This window comes from Thalassospira tepidiphila MCCC 1A03514 (assembly GCF_001662875.1).
In the GTDB taxonomy this organism is placed as follows: domain Bacteria; phylum Pseudomonadota; class Alphaproteobacteria; order Rhodospirillales; family Thalassospiraceae; genus Thalassospira; species Thalassospira tepidiphila.
On record NZ_JPVZ01000002.1, the window covers coordinates 574,484 to 594,161 of the forward strand.

A 19,678-nucleotide genomic window follows, 5' to 3' on the forward strand; every position below is an offset into this window, starting at 1 on the left:
AAATTTATTCCCCGGTATCAAGGCGGATGGTGACACGGGTGTGTTCAGCCATCTTTGAAAGGTTGATTTCGTCACGGTCGGTGACGATGCGGTGGTTCACCGCAAGTGAGCCGACGCGCAACACATAGGCATTGCCGCGTACAGGTTCGTCGATATCTTCGATCCAGTATCCGCCGCCTTCTGCGCTGGTCAGAATACCGCGACCGGGATAATGACCAAGTCCCGCCGCGAAGTCGGGCTGATAGGCGCGATGGAGAACCATCTTGCCAAGATCGTCTACATAACAGTCAATCACGCCATCACCGGTGACAGAATGGTTCCAATACAGGCACCAGCCGGTTTGACGCGGAATTTCGGTTCTGGCCAGAAGCGCCCCGTCCTCACCGATCACCTCAAGATGATCAATGACGGTGCCGGGCTTGACGTGATCCTGATAGGCCGGGCCAGCACATGCCGTGATCAGGAGAAGAAGGGCGGCCATTACTGGCCGCCCGAACTTTTTCAGAAGCATCTTACTTGATCAGCTTCGGCGGAATCGGCATGCCGGTTTCTTCGTAGTAACGAAGGGCGCCCGGATGCATCGGGATCGGGGTCGAGTTCAGAGCGAAATCAACCGTGGTGTCGTTTGCTGCCGGGTGGATGGCGATCAGTTCATCGACCTTTTCAAACAGGGTCTTGGTGATCTGATAAGCCAGTTCCTCGTCCATTTCTTCGTTCACGAACAGAACGTTCGGGGTCGAAATGGTGTTAACCGGTGCAGTTACGCCTTCGTAAACGCCTTTACGCAGGGCGTACGGTGCGAAGGTCGGTTCTGCATCGAGGGCCGCCAGGATTTCATCGTCGGTCAGCGCGATCAGTTTGATTTCACGCGTGGTCGCGAGGTTCAGGATCGAGCTGGTGGGCGGACCAACGCTCCAGAAACCGGCATCGATGTCACCATCACGAAGGGCATCTGCGGTTTCGTTGAAGTTCAGGCGCTGTTCTTCGATGTCATCATAGGTGATGCCGTTAGCAGCAAGCAGGGTCTGTGCCGAAACTTCGGTACCCGAACCCGGTGCGCCAACAGAAACGCGCTTGCCTTTAAGGTCGGCAAGGCCGTTGATGCCGCTGTCGGCCATGGTGACGAGCTGAACAGCGTTCGGATAGATCGACGCCAGAGCGCGAACGTTATCAAGGGTACGGCCTTCGAATTTACCGGTGCCGGTGTAACCGGCATAAACGGTATCAGCCAGACCGATTGCGATGTCACTGTCGCCACGGGCAATCAGGCCCATGTTTTCAACAGATGCGCCGGTGACTTCGGCAACGGCACTGGTGCCGTCGATGTATTTGGTGATCAGTTCCGCAAGGCCACCGCCATACGGATAATAGGTGCCACCGGTACCACCGGTTGCGATTGACAGTTGCTGTGCCGACGCGGGTGCGACGGTCAGCATCATGGCTGCGGCTGCTGCTGTGAGCAGGGTACGGAGCTTCATGATAGTCCTCCCTAGGGTTAAACACTTAAGCGACGAATAGATCCAAGAGATCGTAAAACAATATGGGTCTTCACGTTCGTTGGCGGCCAGTAAACCGGGCCTGTTGTTTTTGGGTTTTCGAAGATGCCGGATGTTGATCGCAACATGTTTGGCCGATCAAGCCAGACGGGCACCCTTCAAAGACCATTTCCAAGAGATGATTTTAAGTCAGCCGTTTGAACCGTCCGAACCGGACCGGCTGTCAGATTTCCTCCCTCGGATTTTTGTCAGTTTATCATTTTGGTGTTTTAAACTGCAATGAGTATGCCAAACAGGAAATAAAATTAACAATTACAAATCAATGACTTAGATTGCTTCAATTTGTCAATTCGGCATAATCTTGCCGATTTACCAAAATGGATCGGCGGATTCTTGCCGATTTATTGCGCGTGCGAACAAAATATCGCAATGCAACAATACCTTAGGCCGGTTTGTCACGCCGGATGTTGAGCTTTTTCATTTTCTCGTTAAGCGTTCGGCGCGGGATATCGAGTTCTTCCATCACCGATTTGACATTGCCGTCATGGCGATCAAGCGCATCGCGAATGATGCGTTCCTCAAACTCGCGAACCTGATCGGCAAGGGCGAGATCGCCGGTGGGGGCTGTTGTTGTTTCAAAACCACCCTTGAACAGCCGTTTGAACCGTTCTTCCGGACTTCCGACCAAAAGAACATACCGTTCGGCCATGTTTTTAAGTTCGCGGACATTGCCCGGCCACTCATGGGCCCTGAGTTGCGCGATTAATGTCGGGGACAGGCGCTCGTACGGGCGTTCGAACCGCTCAGCCGCCCGTTCGGCAAAGATATCAAACAGAAGCGCGACGTCATCCTGGCGTTCGCGCAACGGGGCGATGGACAGTTCGAATGTGTTGATGCGAAACAGCAAATCTTCACGGAAATTGCGTTCGGCAACGGCGGCGACCAGATCTTCGTTGGTCGCACAGATCAGGCGGAAATCGACCTTCACCGGTGCGTTGGAGCCCAGACGCACCACTTCGCGCTGTTCAATCACGCGCAGCAATTTGGCCTGAAGGGCAAGCGGCATGCTTGATATTTCATCGAGAAACAGCGTGCCGCCAATCGCATGTTCGATCCAGCCGATCCGTTGGCTTGCCGCCCCGGTAAAGGCCCCCTTTTCATGGCCAAAAAGTTCGCTTTCGGCTGTGCTTTCGGGGATGGCGGCACAGTTTACCGCGACAAATTTTTCATCGCGCCGGTCGCTTAGATCATGGATGGCGCGTGCGACCAGTTCCTTGCCGGTACCGGTTTCGCCTGAAATCAGAACCGGGACTTCGGTTGGCGCAATATTGGCGATTTCATCCTTGAGATTACGCATCGGCATCGAATTGCCGATCAGGCGGGACTCAAGGCTTCCGCGGTTTGCGATCTGACGCCGAAGGTTGCGGTTTTCAAGAACAAGACGGCGCTTTTCAATGGCGCGTTCAAGGCTTTCGACAATGTCTTTGGGCTCGAACGGCTTTTCGACGAAATCATAGGCGCCGCTTTTCATCGCCTCGACCGCCATTGGTACATCGCCGTGGCCTGTCATCAGGATGATCGGGATGTCCGGGTCGGCGGCCAGCACGGATCGGGTAAAGGTAATGCCATCCAGCTTGGGCATTTTGACATCGGTCAGGATCACGCCGGCAAAATCGGGGCTGATATCATGCAGGGCCTGACGGGCATCTTCATAGACCGTGACGTCAAAGTCGGAAAGTTCAAGCCACTGGGCAAGCGAGATCCGCATTGCCTCGTCATCATCGACAATGATGATGTGCGGTGTGATCTGAATTTCTGCGTCACTGTGTGGCACTTGTTTGGTGGTCGTCACGGTGTTTTACCCTTGAGTAACGGCAGACGGACTTCGAAACAGGCCCCGGCCGTTTCGGTGTTATAGGCTTTTATGCTGCCCCCGAAGTCCCGCACAATGCCATAAGTTACCGAAAGTCCCAATCCCACGCCTTGTCCCGGATCCTTGGTGGTAAAGAACGGGTCAAACAAAAGCGACAGGGTTTCTTCATTCATGCCAGGCCCGGTATCGGTAATCTGCATGATGACGTCGGTTTTGGTGCGCGTAAGGTCAATGCGGATGCGTTTGACCGAACTGTCGGCCATGGCATCCAGTGCGTTGCGGATGATGTTCACACAAATCTGTTCGATGCGCACAAGATCGGCCTGGATCACCAGTGGCGTATCGGGTTCATTGCGCTCAAGCGTGCATTCTTCCTGCTGCAGTTGGGGGCTTAGCAATTGCAGGGTGTTATCAAGTGCGACCTTGAGGTCGACCGGCTCCAGCACGCCGGTGGATTTGCGCGAAAACGTTTTGAGCTGGCCTGTGATCGCGCCCATGCGTTCGGTGAGTGCGGAGATCTGGTTGATGTTCTGATCAAGCTTTTCGGTTTTGCCGCGTTCCAGCATCAGTTTGGCACTGGCGCAGAATGTCCGGATGGCCGTGATCGGCTGATTGATTTCATGGGCGATGGCAGCCGACATTTGCCCAAGGGCGGCAAGCTTTCCGGCCTGCACCAGTTCGTTCTGGGTACCGCGCAGTTCTTCCTCGGTTTTGCGCCGAACGGCGATTTCTTCTTCTAGCCGGATGTTCAGTGCCTGAATGCGGGCAAATTCGCGCGCTTCGCGCTGGGAGGCGAGCTTGAGTTCGCGTTCACGCAAAAACAGGATGATCAGAATGATCAGCCCGGCCCCACTGACGGCAATGAACAGGGCAGCGGCCTGACGGTTGGAAACATAATCCATCGATGTCAGGTAATAGAGCCGCCATTTGCTGTCTTGCATGTGTTTGTCATCAAACAGGAAACGTTCGGAATTGATGGTGACAATCCCGGTACCCTTGGCCAGTTGCTGGCCGATATCAAGGGATGCCAGTTCCTTGCCGGGGTATTGTTGATGGCGGACAATCCGGCCGCGCACTTCGGGCGAGAGTTCGGACAGGGTGCGGTATTTCCAGTCGCCGCGACTGGTCATTGTGATCACACCGTCTTCATCGGCGACAAAGACAGTTTCTCCGCCTTCCTGCCAGTTGCTTTCGACCTCATCGAGTTCGATCTTCACCACGGCAACGCCGATGATTTCATCGTCACCACGGATCGGGTTGGAAATAAACAGGCCCGCCCGCCCGGTGGTCACCCCGATGCCAAAGAAAAATCCCTCGCCGCCCGTAATCGACTGACTGAAATAGGGGCGAAATCCGTAATCCTCGCCAACAAAGCTGTCGGGTGTGTTCCAGTTACTTGCCGCGACCGTCATGCCGGTCTTGTCCATGACATAAAGGGCCGCTGCCCCGGATCGTTGTTTGACCCGTTCAAGATACATATCCGCGGTGCGGGGATTTCCGGTGCCGGTAATGGCGGCGATCACTTCGTGATGGCGGGCAACGACATAGGGCAGATAGCGATATTGATCGACGGCCGCACGCAGCGAACTGTCATACAGTGCCAGGCGTGCCTGTGCGGTGCGATGCAATTCATTGATCGTCAGATTGCCGGTCGAACTGACAACAAGCCAGACAACAAGTGTCGAAATCAAAACCCCGGCAGCGGTCAGGCTGGCACGGCTGAACTTGCTTAACCAATAGAAAATCGCGACCTCCCGTCGGGTCAGGGATCAATTTGGTTTGTCCCGCGTTCGGGACAGGTGGGCATTTTACCCTGATGCGATGATTGTTATTTGCCGTAGCGGCGCAAAGTCAACAAATACAGCGATGTGACAGATCGCACTGCGACTGTATTCGACAAGCCTTAATTATGCCGCAAGTGGTTATTTTTTCGCCACATTGGAATGTAAATTGTATAGTCACCACACGAATGAGTGAAATGTATCTGTCCAGTAGATGAGGTCCAGGTGAGTAAGATCGCACTTGTTGATGACGACCGTAATATCCTGACGTCGGTTTCGATGGCGTTGGAAGAAGAAGGATATGAGGTCCTGACATATTCTGATGGCTCGGAGGCACTTCATGCCATCACGAAGGAAGAGCCTGATCTTGCGGTGCTTGATATCAAGATGCCCCGTATGGACGGACTGGAACTTCTGACCCATCTGCGCAAGAAAACCGAAATGCCGGTGATCTTCCTGACGTCCAAGGATGACGAGGTTGATGAACTGACCGGCCTGCGTATGGGTGCCGATGATTACATCAAGAAGCCGTTTTCCCAGCGTTTGCTGATTGAACGTATTCGCACCCTTCTGCGTCGCGCGGAAATCATGCGAGCCGGCGGTGTTCGCCCGAACGGGTCGGATGATGTTCTGCAACGCGGTGATCTGGTGCTTGATCCGTCGCGCCACATGTGCAGCTGGAAGGGTCAGCATGTGAACCTGACCGTGACCGAGTTCCTGTTGATTCAGGCACTGGCCAAACATCCGGGGCATGTGAAAAACCGTGACCAGCTGATTGATGCGGCGTATGGCGAACATATCTATGTCGATGACCGCACGATCGACAGCCACATCAAACGCCTGCGCAAGAAATTCCGCGAGACCGACAAGGAATTCAAGGAAATCGAAACCCTGTATGGCGTCGGTTACCGGTACCGCGACACGGCCACTGTAGCAGGTTGATCAGTATTTTTGACGCGCCGGAGCTTTGTGCTTCGGCGCGCACTCTTTTGCAGGCCCGCTTCCGGGCCGGTTATTGCAGGTTTGAATGAGCGATCTTGGGACTGGTGATCACGACCAGCACACAGGTCCGTCCGAACCCCGGACGACACGGATAGAGGAACGCCACGGGCTGTTTTCGCCTTTGACTTGGCGAATTCTGGCCGTGAATGCGCTGGCACTTTTTGTGCTGGTGGCGGGTATTTTGTATCTGGGCCGCTACAAACAGGAACTTATTCATTCCGAACTGGAAGCCATGGCGGTGCAAGCCGAAATGTATGCCGCCGCCCTGTCGACGTCGGCTGTGAGTTCCAGTGATGATGCAACCAATCGGGTGAAAATCGAAGTGGCGCGCGAAATGGTGCGCCGTCTTGTCGGGATTACCGGCGCACGCACCCGTCTTTTTGCCACGAATGGCAGTCTTCTGGCTGATAGTCGCAGCATCCAGTCACTTGGTGCAGGTACCATTCAGGCCGAACAGCTTCCACCACCGGGCGAAGAAGATGCCTTTGCTGATATCATGCGCAAACTGACCGATGGCATCCTGACATTGTTTGAGGGCGAACAACCCTTGCCACTTTATGTTGATCCGCCAGTTGCCAGCGCGGCCGATTACCCGGAAGTACGCGCAGCCCTGGCGGGTTATTCGCGCGGGGTGGTTCGTGTTGATAGCGAAGGACGCCGGGTTCTGTCGGTGTCGGTGCCGGTTGCCCGGTTCAAGCAGGTTCTGGCATCGGTGATGATGACCAAAAGCGGCGAATCGATTGAAAACGCGCTGCATGCGGTCCGCCTTGATATCCTGAAGATCTTTGTCTTTGCCTTTGGCATTACGGTGTTGTTGTCGATCTATCTTGCCGGGGTGATCACACGGCCGCTTAATCGGCTTGCACGTGCGGCCGAACGGGTCCGGCGCAGCAAAAACCGCCAGTTCGCCATTCCCGATCTGTCGGATCGTCGCGATGAAATCGGTGATTTGTCGACCACGCTTCGCGATATGACTGAAACGCTGTGGGATCGCATGGATGCGATTGAACGTTTCGCCGCCGATGTCGCGCATGAGATTAAAAACCCGCTGACGTCATTGCGGTCCGCCGTGGAAACCGCGACCCGCCTTAAGGATCCGGAACGCCAGCGCCGCCTGATGGAAATCATCGCCGAGGATGTGCAGCGCCTTGATCGCCTGATCAGTGATATTTCCGACTATTCGCGTATGGATGCCGAATTGTCGCGCGCCGAAAGCGAGGAAGTCGATCTTGATGTGCTGCTTTATACGCTAGGTGAACTTTATAACGCCGATGCCGAGGGCCCGCGGGTCAAGGTTTCGGTACCTGAAAACCTCAATGTCCCGGCGCTTGAGAGTCGTCTGACACAGGTGTTCAGGAACCTGATTTCCAACGCGATTACCTTTACGCCCGAGGGCGGTGAAGTGCGCGTGCGGGCATGGCGTGACAAGAACTGGGCCGTGATCACGGTCGAGGATGATGGCCCGGGCATCCCGCCCGGCAAGGAAGAGGCGATCTTTAACCGGTTCTATACCGAACGCCCAGCGACCGAGAAATTCGGGCAGCATTCGGGCTTGGGGCTTTCGATTTCCAAGCGAATCATTGCCGCCCATAATGGCGAGCTTAGTGCACAGAATCGCGTGGTCCGTGACGAGATCAAGGGCGCTGTCTTTACCATTCGCTTGCCGCTCGACTAAGATTTTTCAGCGCAGAAAGTGCGAAATGCCTATGCGGGAGGTTAAGTGGATCACGCCCCGGGCTTTTGGGGTTTGACAAGCCAACCTCTGCCAAGCATCGTTTTGCATTATGTCCCAGCTTCACGCAAATTGTGTCCGGATCGGTGCCCATGCGGTGCTGTTGCGCGGGCCTTCCGGATCTGGAAAATCCGGGCTTTCGCTGCGTCTGATCGACGCGGGCGGCTTTCTTGTTTCCGATGATCGAACCGACCTTGTGGCGCGCGATGGTCGCCTGATCGCCAGCGCACCCGATCAAATTGCCGGATTGTGCGAAGTCCGCGGCATCGGTGTTGTGCGCGGTTTGCCGCAAAAAGCCGAAGGCGATGTGCGGGTTCTGATTGATCTGGTCACCGATCCAAACATGGTTGAACGCATGCCCGAACCCGATTTCGAAGAGATTTGTGGCATTGCGATCCCGCGTTGGACATTATGTGCATCCGATCTGGCCATCGAGGCAAAGATTGGAGTAGCTTTGGCGCTCGCGACGGGTGGAATGACACTTGAACCGTAATCCACAGGACCCAGACTTGCAGAAAACTTCGGCGAATTCTTCGGACAGCCAGAATAAGGCCCTGGGGGCGTTTGATGGCAAAAGCGGACTGGTTCTTGTGACCGGGGTATCCGGTGCCGGGCGCACGACGACCCTTAAGATTCTTGAAGATTTCGGCTTTGATGCGGTCGATAACCTGCCGCTGCGCATGCTGTCCGCCCTGGTGCCAGGCGATTGTCGCCCGGAACAGCCGATTGCCATCGGCCTTGATATCCGGACCCGTGATTTCGGCGTTGATCAGTTTGTCGAGATTGTCGGTCGCCTGCGCAAACAGACCGGCATGGATCCGTTGATGATCTATGTCGATGCCGACACAACGGTCCTGCAGCGCCGATTTACCGAAACGAGACGCCCGCATCCACTCAGCCATGATCGGCCTCTGGTTGACGCGATCGAGCACGAAAAACGCCTGATGGCGCCGATTGCAGCGACCGCGGATATGCGCATTGATACATCGCGCCTGAAATCGGCCGAGCTTCGCAAGATCCTGCAAGACCAGTTCGACATCGGCGAAAACGAAGGCCTTGCGATCTTTGTGCGCAGCTTTTCGTTCCGTCAGGGCGTGCCAGCAGAAGCCGATCTTGTTTTTGACGTTCGCTTTCTGCGCAACCCGCATTATGATCCCGAGCTTCGCCTGATGACCGGGATGAATGCGGCTGTTGGGCAATACATAGAAGAAGACCCGGATTTCGCCGGGTTTATCGACCGCCTGAAGGCAATGCTGGAGCCGATTTTGCCGCGCTATGCGCAGGAAGGTAAAAGCTATCTGACCATTGCGGTCGGGTGCACAGGTGGTCAACATCGTTCGGTTTATATCGCGCGGTTACTCAATGACTGGATTGCCGATCTGGGATATGACACACATCTCAGCCATCGGGACAAACCGGACGAGCCGACCTCGGGGGAGTGAAAAATGGAGAAAACTGCATGATCGGGATGGTGCTGGTCACCCACGGCGATCTCGCGAAAGAGTTCGTATCTGCCTTGCAGCATGTTGTTGGCGAACAGGAAAATGTCGAAGCGGTCTGTATCGGACCGGATGACGACATGGAACAACGCCGCGCAGATATTCTTGCCAGTGTCGAAAAGGTCGACAGCGGCAAAGGTGTTGTCCTTTTGACCGACATGTTTGGCGGGACCCCGTCCAATCTGGCGATTTCCATTATGGAACAGGCAAATGTCGAAGTCATCGCAGGGGTTAATTTACCTTTGCTGATTAAACTCGCATCTGTTCGCATCGACGGCACCTTGGCCGAAACGGTCAATGCGGCCCAGGATGCGGGGCGTAAATACATCAACGTTGCGTCGCGTTTGCTGAGCGGCGAGGAATAAGTCAGCCACAAAAAGAACAGGGCCGGATGCGCGGGGACAGTGCATCAGGCTTGCGGGGACATACATGGCGCAGAAGGAAAAACGCACTTTAACAATCAGCAACCAGCGCGGATTGCACGCGCGGGCGGCTGCAAAATTTGTTAAACTGGCAGGTGAATTTCAATCGAGCATCATGGTGCGCAACCGTGGCACCGAAGTGTCGGGTGTGTCGATCATGGGTTTGATGATGCTGGCCGCATCCATCGGCACCGAGATCGAGGTCGAGGCCACCGGCCCGGACGCCAAACAGGCGATTGATGCGCTTAACGAACTGGTCGATGCCAAGTTCGACGAAGAATAGGATCCCGCGGATCACGATGTGAGGCCGCGGGCGTCTGAGTTTCGGGAAACAACAAGAACGAGTTGGTAGCAGACAAGGCTTGCAAGTTCCTCCGACAGACCAAACTGTTTCAGATGAAAATAACTCGGGCGTTCGCCGGGTCATAACCGGATTGGGCGCATCGGGCGGGATTGTGATCGGTCGCGCCTTTGTTCTGGATCGCCAGATCGTCCATGTCAGCCGCAAGCCGATTTCCCAAGATGCCGTGCAGGCCGAATGCAAACGCCTTCATGATGGCGTTGCCGAAAGCATTGATCAGCTCAAACGCCTGAAATCCCAATCATCAAGTGCCGAAAGTGCCGCGTCTGAGGAACTTGGCTTCCTGATGGATGCCTATATCCACATGCTGACCCAATCGCGTCTGGTGCGCGGGGCTGAAGAACTGATCGTCTCGCGCAAGCTTAATGCCGTGCATGCGGTCAGCGAAGTGATCGATGCGATTGCCGAACAGTTTTCGGGCATGGAAGACAGCTATCTTGCGGCACGTGCCACGGACATTCGCGAGGTGGGCCTGCGTCTGATGCGCTGCCTGATCGGCGAGACAGACCGGGCAATGGACAATGCCCCACAGGGGTCCATCCTGATTGCGGAGGATGTCAGTCCGGCCGATATGGCGCGCTTTGAACCCGGCCAACTGACTGCCTTTGTCACCGCCCTTGGCGGGGCAGAGGGGCATACCGCCATCATGGCGAGATCCCTTGGCATTCCGGCCGTTTTGGGGGCTGCTGATATCGTTCGCGGCGTTGCTGGCGGCGATCAGATCATTATCGATGGCGGGCGCGGTGAAGTGATCCTGTCGCCAAGCGATGCCGATATTGAACATTATACCCAACGCCGTGCTGACTGGCTGGCGGCGCGCGAAAAGCTGGCATCCCTTCGCGATGTGCCGTCATCAACGCGTGACGGCATTGATATTGACCTGCATGCCAATATCGAACTGCCGATCGAACTTGCCGCCGCCCTTGAAAACGGGGCGACCGGTATCGGGCTTCTGCGCAGCGAGTTCATGTTCATGAACAAGGACTATCTGCCCGACGAGGACGAGCAATACGAAGAACTTGCCGATATCGTCAAACGCATGGATGGCAAACCGGTCACCATCCGAACCCTTGATATCGGTGGTGAAAAACTGGCCGTCGCGCTTCAAGATGAAATCGTATCAGGCCCCAACCCGGCCCTTGGATTGCGTGGCATACGGCTATCATTGCGCAAGCCGGAATTGCTTGAAGCACAGTTTGCCGCCATCCTGCGTGCCTCCCTGCATGGATCGGTTCGGGTGTTGCTTCCGATGGTGGTCAACGTGCATGAAATGACCCGTGCCCGTCAGATCTATGAGGCGGTGGCAAAACGCCTGCGCAAGGATGGCCATCCGATCCCCGAAACCCTGCCGCCGCTTGGTGCGATGATCGAAATTCCCGCCGCGGCGCTGGCGGCGGATACCTTGGCGCGCGACAGTGATTTCTTTGCCATCGGCACCAACGACCTGACGCAATATACCCTGGCGATTGACCGCACCGATGATCAGGTGGCGGGCATGTTTGATCCGCTGCATCCGGCTGTGCTGCGCCTGATCCGTGATGTGATCAAGGTGGCCCGCGAACGCGATATTCCGGTCAGCGTTTGTGGTGAAATGGCCGGTGATCCGCGTTATGTGCCGCTGTTCATCGGATTTGGTTTGCGCAATCTGTCGATGTCGCCGGTAAATCTGTTGCTGGTCAAACAACGCTTGCGCCGCCTTGATAGTCGCAATTCCGAACATCAGGCCAACCGCGTCATGGAACAATGGGATTCTGCCCGGATTGCCATGATGCTTGATGACTTCAACGATCTCGCCTGAAAAATCCCGTTACTCATAGCTTGTTGTGATCGGCATCTGTCCCAACATAGGGAACAGTTTTGTCCGCGCTTATCCTTGGTTTCCCGCCGCGAAAAAGGCCGGGATTTCAAGGCATGGGCATCTTTGAACCGGTTCGGTTTTGCCTGGAATGCAAATTCCGTCAAAAAAGGACTTGAAAACGATATAAAGATATCTTTATATGTGGCCTATAGCGATCAGGGGAATGATCGCAACAGAATTCTTCGGCGTATCGGCAGGATGAAAATCCCATGCGGATGCGCCATTCCTGTTTGATTGGAGACGATATGTCGAACTTTACCGATTACAAGGTCGCTGATATCTCGCTGGCCGGTTGGGGCCGCAAGGAAATCGCGATTGCCGAAACCGAAATGCCGGGCCTGATGGCGCTGCGCGATGAATATGGCGCGGCAAAGCCGCTTGCTGGCGCGCGCATAGTCGGCTGCCTGCACATGACCATTCAGACCGCAGTTCTGATTGAAACCCTGACGGCACTCGGCGCAGAAGTTCGCTGGTCTTCGTGCAACATCTTCTCCACCCAGGATCAGGCTGCTGCGGCGATCGCGGCTGCTGAAATCCCGGTATTTGCCTGGAAAGGCGAGACCGAGGAAGAATTCTGGTGGTGCATCGAGCAGACCATTTCCGGTCCGAACGGCTGGAAGCCGAACCTGATCCTTGATGATGGCGGCGACGTTACCCAGCTGATCCACGACAAGTATCCGGAACTTCTCGAAGACATCAAAGGTCTGTCGGAAGAAACCACCACCGGTGTGCATCGCCTCTATGAAATGGCGAAAAAAGGCACGCTTAAGGTCCCGGCGATCAACGTCAATGACTCGGTCACCAAGTCGAAATTCGACAACCTGTATGGCTGCCGTGAGAGCCTTGTTGATGGCATCAAGCGCGCAACCGACGTCATGGTTGCCGGCAAGATCGCCGTTGTTGCCGGTTTCGGTGACGTGGGTAAAGGTTCGGCCGCGTCGATGCGCAGCCAGGGCGCACGCGTTCTCGTAACCGAAATTGATCCGATCTGCGCATTGCAGGCCGCGATGGAAGGTTACGAAGTCACCACCATGGAAGATGCAGCCCCGGTTGGTGACATCTTCGTCACCACCACCGGTAACATCGACATCATCACGCTTGACCACATGCGTGCGATGAAAGACCGCGCAATCGTCTGCAACATCGGTCACTTCGATTCTGAAATCCAGATCGGTTCGCTGCGTAACTACAAGTGGGACAACGTCAAGCCGCAGGTCGACGAAGTCGAATTCCCGGATGGCAAACGTCTGATCGTTCTGGCCGAAGGCCGTCTGGTTAACCTTGGTTGCGCAACCGGTCACCCGAGCTTTGTTATGTCGGCATCCTTCACCAACCAGGTGCTGGCCCAGATCGAGCTGTGGAAAAACCACGCGAACTACGAAAACAAGGTTTACGTCCTGCCGAAACACCTTGATGAGAAAGTTGCGGCCCTGCACCTTGATCGTCTTGGCGTGAAACTGACCAAGCTGTCGTCCGAACAGGCCGAATATATCGGCGTTCCGCAGGCTGGTCCGTTCAAGCCGGATCACTACCGCTATTAATTGGCGCTACTAATTGGCAGCTGCCGATTTGCATCAAAGCCGGTCTGTTTATTCAGACCGGCTTTTTTGGTGTCCAGATACAAAGCAAGTTGTTAGAAGCATTTTAATCTTGTCAGACGGATGACAGCCATGCCCCAGCTTGAAATCGAATATTCTGCCCAACTGCCCATCAAGGATGAATTGTCCAAGCTGGCGGTTGATCTGCATTACGTCATCGCCCGCGAGGCCGATGCGGAACTGAGTTCTTTCAAGACCCGGATTACGCCGCTGGAAAATGTCGTGATTGGCGATGGTGATCCGAAAAACGCCATGGTCCATCTTGATATCCGGTTACTGTCAGGCCGGATCAATGCGGTGAAATTCGCCACGGGCGAGGCCGCCCTTGCAGCCCTGATTGATCGGCTGGAATGGCTGGTTGGCGATTATCAGGTGCAATTCACCGTCGAGGTCCATGACCTTGATCGGGAAAACTATTTCAAGCATGTCACCGATGGTCCCCGCGCGGCCTGATTGCGCCACCACGTTTAGCGGCTGATTACATCAAAAGCGCTTCGTGGATTGGATGATCCGGGCCATAACGATCATTAAGCAGTTTGATCAGTTCCCGTGAAAAGCCCTTGCCGGCATCAAGCAGGGACCGCAATTCCGTATCATTGCGATCGTGTGGCCCAACGCCATCAAGGCGCGCGCGTACTTCCGGATCGGAAAGTTCGCGCAGGAAGCGGTCATAAAGTTCGAGTGCCGGCAGGCTTTTCTCGCCAAACACGGTTTGCAGCCGTGTAATCGGTGGCAGCTGTAAAAGTTCGGACAGTTTTTCGCGTTTGCCGGCATAATCCCGGCCTGCGGTTTCGGCCGCTGCGATAATGCCGCCGAAATAAAGCATCTTGCGCGAGAAAACCAGTTTCAGCCGCCGGGGTGCCCAGGCCTTGCTCGCATCGCCTTCGCGGGTCTTGATTTCAAAATCGACGCTGATGGTGCGGTAATAGCGGATCACGTCATTGACCAGAAAACGCGCAATGGAATCACGTGTTACCGAACTGGTGACATAATTGGCGATCAGATCGTCGAAAAACTTGCGTTTCCCCGCCTCGTTATACAGCCACTCACATTCCAGCAGGAACAACAGCCGACGTGTGGTGATTGAATTGGTATCGCCATCAAGCCCGATGCGATTTACCAGTTCCTCGGCGGTGATATAGGACGAAAACGGGCCGTTTACCGCCGGTTTCTTGGTCACCATCTTGCCAAGGATGTCTGCGACCTGTTGGTGCGGGGCCTGACTGCGTTCGGCTTCGCGGCCAATGATGAAGTAATCCAGATCGGATTGATCGGATGCTTCATGCCGCCCATAGGACCCGGTTACCACCACGCAAAATGTATCGCCCGACAGGCTTTTACCCAATGCATCGCGCATCTCGGCCAGACGGGTGGCCGAGTAGTGCTGATTGGTTGCGATGGTTTGCGGTAACAAGATCGGGACAGCCTCTTGGTGCGACTCGTTGATATCCGAGTATCTGCCTAATGGTTAAAGATTAAAACCACGTTTAACTGATATGGCACTGTCCAATTAAGCTGATTGACAGTTTTATGGGCACGGCAGATATTTTTTCCCGCCTGTTCAATATCTTGAACCTTCTGCGTCCCCCTTGACCACGAAAGTTTTCCCATCATGGACATTTCCGATCTGCCGTTCGGCACAACCGACTGGTCTGCGATTGAACCGACCGAACACACCGGTGAAACCGGCATGGCGACCTGGCGTACCCGCCACTTTGGCCCGATCCGTGTGCGGATGGTGCAATATACCCCCGGGTATCTGGCAGATCACTGGTGTTCCAAGGGACACATTCTGTTGTGTCTTGAAGGCGAACTGGTGACCGAGCTTGAGGATGGCCGGACCTATGTCCTGAAACCGGGTATGAGCTATCAGGTGGCAGACAACGCAGAGGCACACCGTTCCTCAACCGAAACCGGCGCGACCCTTTTTGTCGTTGATTAAAAAGGTTCTGCCTTAATCAAACAGGCTGGCGGCGGCGGCCTGCTGTGCCGGATCGGTCAGGCTGCCAACGCGCCGCAGGAAGGAATGCTTTTCCTCGTAATAGCGTTTTGACAGATCGGCAAAGCAGCGGACTTCGACATCCTTGTTGATGTGAAATTCACGACGCGGCACCTTGGCCTCGTGCAGGTCAAAGCTGCTGGCCGATGCGCTGAGTTGATGATCGACAACATCGGCAACACCATCAAGCTCGATCCGGTTTTTGAGACTATGCAGGAATTTCTTGAACGGCGGATGGCTGTTCAAGAACGCCTTTTCGGTCAGCAGGAAGTCATCGGCGGCAAAGTCCGGCGCATTTTTGACAACGAATTCGCGGCACAGATGGTCGGTGGCAAAGCACATCGGACCAAAGATGAAATTGCGATAGATGTCTTCTTTCAACTGCCAGAACTTATCGAGACGTTTCAGCGAATCTGCATCGAGTTTCACCGCCGCCTCAAGCAACAGGCGCGGGTGGCAATGCACATGGTTGGGATGGACATACGTCTTGGTGCGGCTGATGCCCTCAAGCGTGTCGATATTGACCGGGCCGGAAAACAGGGCGGCATGCGGGTGATCGGACTTCTTGGACAGAAGCGCGATCACTTCATCCGGATCGACACCATGCTTGACCAGCAAATGATTGACCGACAGATCGAGATCCACCTCGCCGGTGATGATCTGGTTGGTCAGCTGATGGTGGTTGCGGTTAAAACGCCTTGCGAATTCCGGTTCCAGCGTATGGGAAAACGGCCCATGGCCGATGTCATGCAACAGGGCGGCTGCACCCAGAAGGTCGCAATCGGCATCAGACAGCCCCATCAAACGGCAATAGCGTTGCGACAGCAATGCGACGCCAATCGTGTGGTCATAGCGCGAATGACGGATATTGGCCGGGCGTCCGTTGGGGTGGAACAGATAATCGATGGCACCCAGAAACGAGATTTCGCGCAACCGCTCAAAGGCGGGGGATGCGATCAGTTTTTTGTGCAACGGCCGATCAAAGGCCGAGGCGATCTGGGCGCGTTTGAAATGGTAGTTATATTGCGGCACATCGCGAAACAGCAGTTCCCATTCGGCAATGTCATCGGCATTGAAATTGGTATCAAACAGATCACCGATTTCGGGTGCCGGTTTTGCCGCCGCCTTGAGCACGGCAGAGTCCTTTTGTGGCGCGGCCTGCTTGGGCTCTGCGCGCTGGGCAAAAAGGTCTAGCTGCGGTTTTGGGCTCATTTTAGGAATGGTTGATGCGCTCAGTTGAGAATGTGTGTCCCGCAGACATAAACGGAATCACCGGCCATGTCATTGCGGTTTTTCCGCAGGATTTCGCCATGAAATACGCCACCAGACAAGCCTGTTGCCGTAATGATGTGAAACGGTGGTAAAAGCACGGCGTTTTCACCATAATAATAGCTCATAAACACAAACGGTTAACAACACGTGACACGGCGAGCATCCGAACAGGCATCCACACAGCTCTGCGCAGGCAAAAAGACAGTGGCGATCATGCGCAGACTGTCTGATTTGGCGCGCCCGGCCTTTTGGCGCGGCGCGGGTGCGATGGTTGCCACGTTTGGTCTGTCGGTAAGTGTGCAGGCCCAGGAAAAATTTCGCCTCAATACCGCGACAAATGCAGCGGAGGGCGCGACTCCCAATGTGGCCCAGGCCGATGGCATTGGTGCGACGATTTTCGGAAGCCTGGCGGGCCTGAGTGACCGCGACTGGCTGGTGGTTGGCTTGGCGGCCGTTGGTGGTGCGGCGATTGCTGGTTGGGTTGGTTGGCGGCTGTCGCTGCGCATGCGCCGTCACCTTGAAGAAGTCGAAGATCACGAACACGAACTGGCCGGCGAGACAGAGCTTTTCACCCAGCTTTTATTCGCCGGACCCGACCCGGTTTACTATTGGAGCAGTCATGGCTTTGCCGAGGGGGCCAGTCCATCGTTAAAGCGGGCCTTCCAGCTGGGTCAGGATGGCCGTTTTCCCGATCTGCTGGATCTGTTGCGCGATGAAGATGCCGCAGCACTGAAGGAACGGGTCCGGAACCTCAAGACCGGGCATGACCGGTTTGAGCTGTGGATTACCACCGTCGATGAGCGCAAATTCCACGTCACCGGCATGGCCGCGCGCAAGGATCGGTCATCGGATGTATTAGCGCATGGTTTGTGGTTCCGCGATGAAACCCGCCATTCGCGCGAACGCGAAAACCAGTTTGGCGATTTCCAGCTTCTTAAACATGAAGTATCGGGTCTGCGTCAGTTACTTGATAGCCTGCCCTTCCCGGTCTGGCGCCGCGATAGCGAACTGCGACTGATTGATTGCAACATCGCCTATGCCGATGCGGTCGAATATCAAACCATCGAAGATGCCCTGGCCGCACAGGCCGAAATTGGTGCGGGGGTGATTCCCGATCACGGGCGATCACTAGCGGCATCGGTTCAGCGCAATAATGAAAGCCTGACCCGCGATTTCCATGTTGTCATTCGCGGCGACCGCAAATTGCTGCGCATTACCGAAATGCCGGGCGGGGCGGCGAACGAGCCCGACGGCCTGATCGGCTTTGCGATTGATTGCACCCCGGTCGAGGAACTGCAATCCGATCTGTCGCGCCACATCCGCGCCCATGCCGAGGTGCTTGAAAACCTGGGTACGGCGATTGCGGTGTATGGCGGCGATAAGGGGCTTATTTTCTTTAACACCGCGTTTACCAAGCTTTGGGATCTTGATGACGAATGGCTTTGGACCGAGCCGACCCATGATGATGTTTTGCGGCGTCTGCGCGATGAACGCAAACTGCCCGAAGTCACCGATTTCACGCAGTTCCGCAATACCGAAAACCAGCGTTTCACGGACCTTCTGAAACCTGAAGAAGACCTGATGCATCTGCCAAATGGCATGACGTTGCGTCGCTTCATCTCGCCCCATCCGTTTGGCGGGCTGATGTTTGTCTATGAGGATGTCACCGACAAGCTGGTTCTGGAAAGTTCGTACAACACCCTGATCGCAGTACAGCGTGAAACGCTTGAAAGCCTGCATGAAGCGGTCGGCGTGATCAGTGGTGATGGCCGGTTGCGGCTTTATAACCATGGCTTTGCCGATCTTTGGGGGCTTGAAAGCACCTTCCTTGATGTTGCGCCGCATCTGGGCGATGTGGTCGAGAAATCCAAGGAGTATTGGCGCGAACGCGACGATTGGGAAAAGTTTAAAAACCGCATGGTCGCGCGCATCACCAACCATGAACCGATGAATGGCCGGTTGGAACGGGCCGATAATTCGATTGTTGATTTTGCCATTGTGCCGCTGCCTGACGGGGCAGTGATGATGTCCTATATCGATGTGACGGACACCATCCGGGTTGAACGTGCGCTGCGTGAACGTAACGAGGCACTGCGCACCGCCGACCAGATGAAGTCCGACTTCATTTCCACCGTATCGCGCGAACTGACCAAGCCGCTTGATCACATCAATGGCGAGTCTGATCGATTGATCCCGCATCTGACCGGCAATGTGGCGCGCTCGGTTGAAACCATCCGGACCGAGGCGCAAAGCATGCTAGCACTTGTCGATGACATGCGCGATCTGGCCACCCTTGGATCGGGGCAGGTCGCCCTTGAACTTGATACCGTCGACCCACGGCGTTTGCTGCGCTCACTCGAAGCTTTGACGCGGGCGCGCTTGGCGGAACTGAACGTGTCGCTACGTCTTTACTGTTCGCGCCAGATCGGCTGGATGGTGGCCGATGAACGCCGCCTGAAACAGGCCTTGTTCATTCTGGTGACCAATGTGCTGCGCACAGCACCCGAAGGCAGCGAGGTTTCCGTGGTGGCAAAGCGCAGTGGCGAAGATATCGAAATCTCGATCTCGCTGTCGGACGAAGCCCCGCAACCGATGCTGTTTGAAGGCCTGCGCGAAGGCGAGTCCCCATCGGCCCGCAGGGCCCTTGGCATGGCAATGGTTCGCGCGGTGGTCGAAATCCATGGCGGACGGGTGAAGATCAGCCGCGATGGCCGCAAGATCGCCTGTATCCTGCCCGCGGGCGAGGAAAGCGATCTCGGCTAAGGCCGCAGACCCGTCAGACAGA

At 55.4% G+C, this 19,678-nt stretch carries 17 protein-coding genes; 11 read left to right on the forward strand and 6 right to left on the reverse strand.

Going from position 1 to position 19,678, the window contains the following annotated elements; translation table 11 throughout:
• Window positions 1–4 precede the first annotated feature (4 nt).
• The 4 genes from TH4_RS06665 to TH4_RS06680 all read right to left on the reverse strand — a co-directional run bounded on the left by TH4_RS06665 (window position 5) and on the right by TH4_RS06680 (window position 5,060).
• Window positions 5–481, reverse strand: a complete 477-nt coding sequence (locus TH4_RS06665; protein ID WP_231959662.1) for a DUF1850 domain-containing protein — start codon at window positions 479–481, stop codon at window positions 5–7.
• A gap of 31 nt (window positions 482–512) precedes the next feature.
• Window positions 513–1,478: a TAXI family TRAP transporter solute-binding subunit gene (locus tag TH4_RS06670; RefSeq protein WP_008889049.1), complete on the reverse strand. Its 966-nt coding sequence runs from the start codon at window positions 1,476–1,478 to the stop codon at window positions 513–515.
• A gap of 460 nt (window positions 1,479–1,938) precedes the next feature.
• Complete coding sequence (locus tag TH4_RS06675; RefSeq protein WP_209437388.1) at window positions 1,939–3,348, reverse strand: sigma-54-dependent transcriptional regulator; 1,410 nt, start codon at window positions 3,346–3,348, stop codon at window positions 1,939–1,941.
• On the reverse strand, window positions 3,345–5,060 hold the full coding sequence (locus tag TH4_RS06680; RefSeq protein ID WP_064780388.1) for a sensor histidine kinase: 1,716 nt from the start codon (window positions 5,058–5,060) through the stop codon (window positions 3,345–3,347). Before TH4_RS06680 ends, TH4_RS06675 begins: the two co-directional genes overlap by 4 nt.
• A gap of 315 nt (window positions 5,061–5,375) precedes the next feature.
• On the opposite strand from TH4_RS06680, the gene TH4_RS06685 reads away from it, so the two are divergent.
• The 9 genes from TH4_RS06685 to TH4_RS06725 all read left to right on the forward strand — a co-directional run bounded on the left by TH4_RS06685 (window position 5,376) and on the right by TH4_RS06725 (window position 14,075).
• The gene (locus TH4_RS06685; protein ID WP_008889052.1) at window positions 5,376–6,092 is read left to right on the forward strand and encodes a response regulator transcription factor; all 717 of its coding nucleotides are present in this window, start codon (window positions 5,376–5,378) and stop codon (window positions 6,090–6,092) included.
• 85 nt (window positions 6,093–6,177) lie between these two features.
• Window positions 6,178–7,827 (forward strand): stimulus-sensing domain-containing protein, encoded by a 1,650-nt coding sequence (locus TH4_RS06690; RefSeq protein WP_245227766.1) that lies wholly within the window; start codon window positions 6,178–6,180, stop codon window positions 7,825–7,827.
• 109 nt (window positions 7,828–7,936) lie between these two features.
• Window positions 7,937–8,377, forward strand: coding sequence for an HPr kinase/phosphorylase (locus TH4_RS06695; RefSeq protein WP_064780389.1), 441 nt, complete (start codon window positions 7,937–7,939; stop codon window positions 8,375–8,377).
• Window positions 8,378–8,393: 16 nt separating this feature from the next.
• On the forward strand, window positions 8,394–9,326 hold the full coding sequence (rapZ, locus tag TH4_RS06700) for an RNase adapter RapZ (RefSeq protein ID WP_008889055.1): 933 nt from the start codon (window positions 8,394–8,396) through the stop codon (window positions 9,324–9,326).
• Window positions 9,327–9,343: 17 nt separating this feature from the next.
• Complete coding sequence (locus tag TH4_RS06705) at window positions 9,344–9,748, forward strand: PTS sugar transporter subunit IIA (RefSeq protein ID WP_008889056.1); 405 nt, start codon at window positions 9,344–9,346, stop codon at window positions 9,746–9,748.
• Window positions 9,749–9,812: 64 nt separating this feature from the next.
• Entirely contained in the window at window positions 9,813–10,088 is a 276-nt protein-coding gene (locus tag TH4_RS06710) for an HPr family phosphocarrier protein (protein ID WP_008889057.1), read from the forward strand.
• 79 nt (window positions 10,089–10,167) lie between these two features.
• On the forward strand, window positions 10,168–11,964 hold the full coding sequence (ptsP, locus tag TH4_RS06715) for a phosphoenolpyruvate--protein phosphotransferase (RefSeq protein WP_051007567.1): 1,797 nt from the start codon (window positions 10,168–10,170) through the stop codon (window positions 11,962–11,964).
• Between the two features lie 305 nt (window positions 11,965–12,269).
• Window positions 12,270–13,565, forward strand: a complete 1,296-nt coding sequence (gene ahcY / locus TH4_RS06720) for an adenosylhomocysteinase (RefSeq protein ID WP_008889059.1) — start codon at window positions 12,270–12,272, stop codon at window positions 13,563–13,565.
• A gap of 129 nt (window positions 13,566–13,694) precedes the next feature.
• The gene (locus TH4_RS06725) at window positions 13,695–14,075 is read left to right on the forward strand and encodes a 5-carboxymethyl-2-hydroxymuconate Delta-isomerase (protein WP_064780501.1); all 381 of its coding nucleotides are present in this window, start codon (window positions 13,695–13,697) and stop codon (window positions 14,073–14,075) included.
• A gap of 25 nt (window positions 14,076–14,100) precedes the next feature.
• Here the strand turns inward: TH4_RS06725 and TH4_RS06730 are convergent, their stop codons facing one another.
• The gene (locus TH4_RS06730) at window positions 14,101–15,036 is read right to left on the reverse strand and encodes a DUF294 nucleotidyltransferase-like domain-containing protein (protein WP_008889061.1); all 936 of its coding nucleotides are present in this window, start codon (window positions 15,034–15,036) and stop codon (window positions 14,101–14,103) included.
• A gap of 198 nt (window positions 15,037–15,234) precedes the next feature.
• Here TH4_RS06730 and TH4_RS06735 point away from each other — a divergent pair, with 198 nt between their 5' ends.
• Window positions 15,235–15,564 carry a DHCW motif cupin fold protein gene (locus TH4_RS06735; protein WP_064780390.1) on the forward strand — a complete coding sequence of 110 codons (330 nt, stop codon included), beginning with the start codon at window positions 15,235–15,237 and terminating at the stop codon, window positions 15,562–15,564.
• Between the two features lie 12 nt (window positions 15,565–15,576).
• On the opposite strand, the gene TH4_RS06740 is transcribed toward TH4_RS06735, so the two are convergent.
• Window positions 15,577–16,833, reverse strand: a complete 1,257-nt coding sequence (locus tag TH4_RS06740) for an HD domain-containing protein (RefSeq protein ID WP_209272090.1) — start codon at window positions 16,831–16,833, stop codon at window positions 15,577–15,579.
• Window positions 16,834–17,106: 273 nt separating this feature from the next.
• Between TH4_RS06740 and TH4_RS06745 the strand changes: the two genes are divergently transcribed.
• Window positions 17,107–19,656 carry a sensor histidine kinase gene (locus TH4_RS06745; RefSeq protein WP_064780503.1) on the forward strand — a complete coding sequence of 850 codons (2,550 nt, stop codon included), beginning with the start codon at window positions 17,107–17,109 and terminating at the stop codon, window positions 19,654–19,656.
• The last annotated feature ends 22 nt before the right edge of the window (window positions 19,657–19,678 follow it).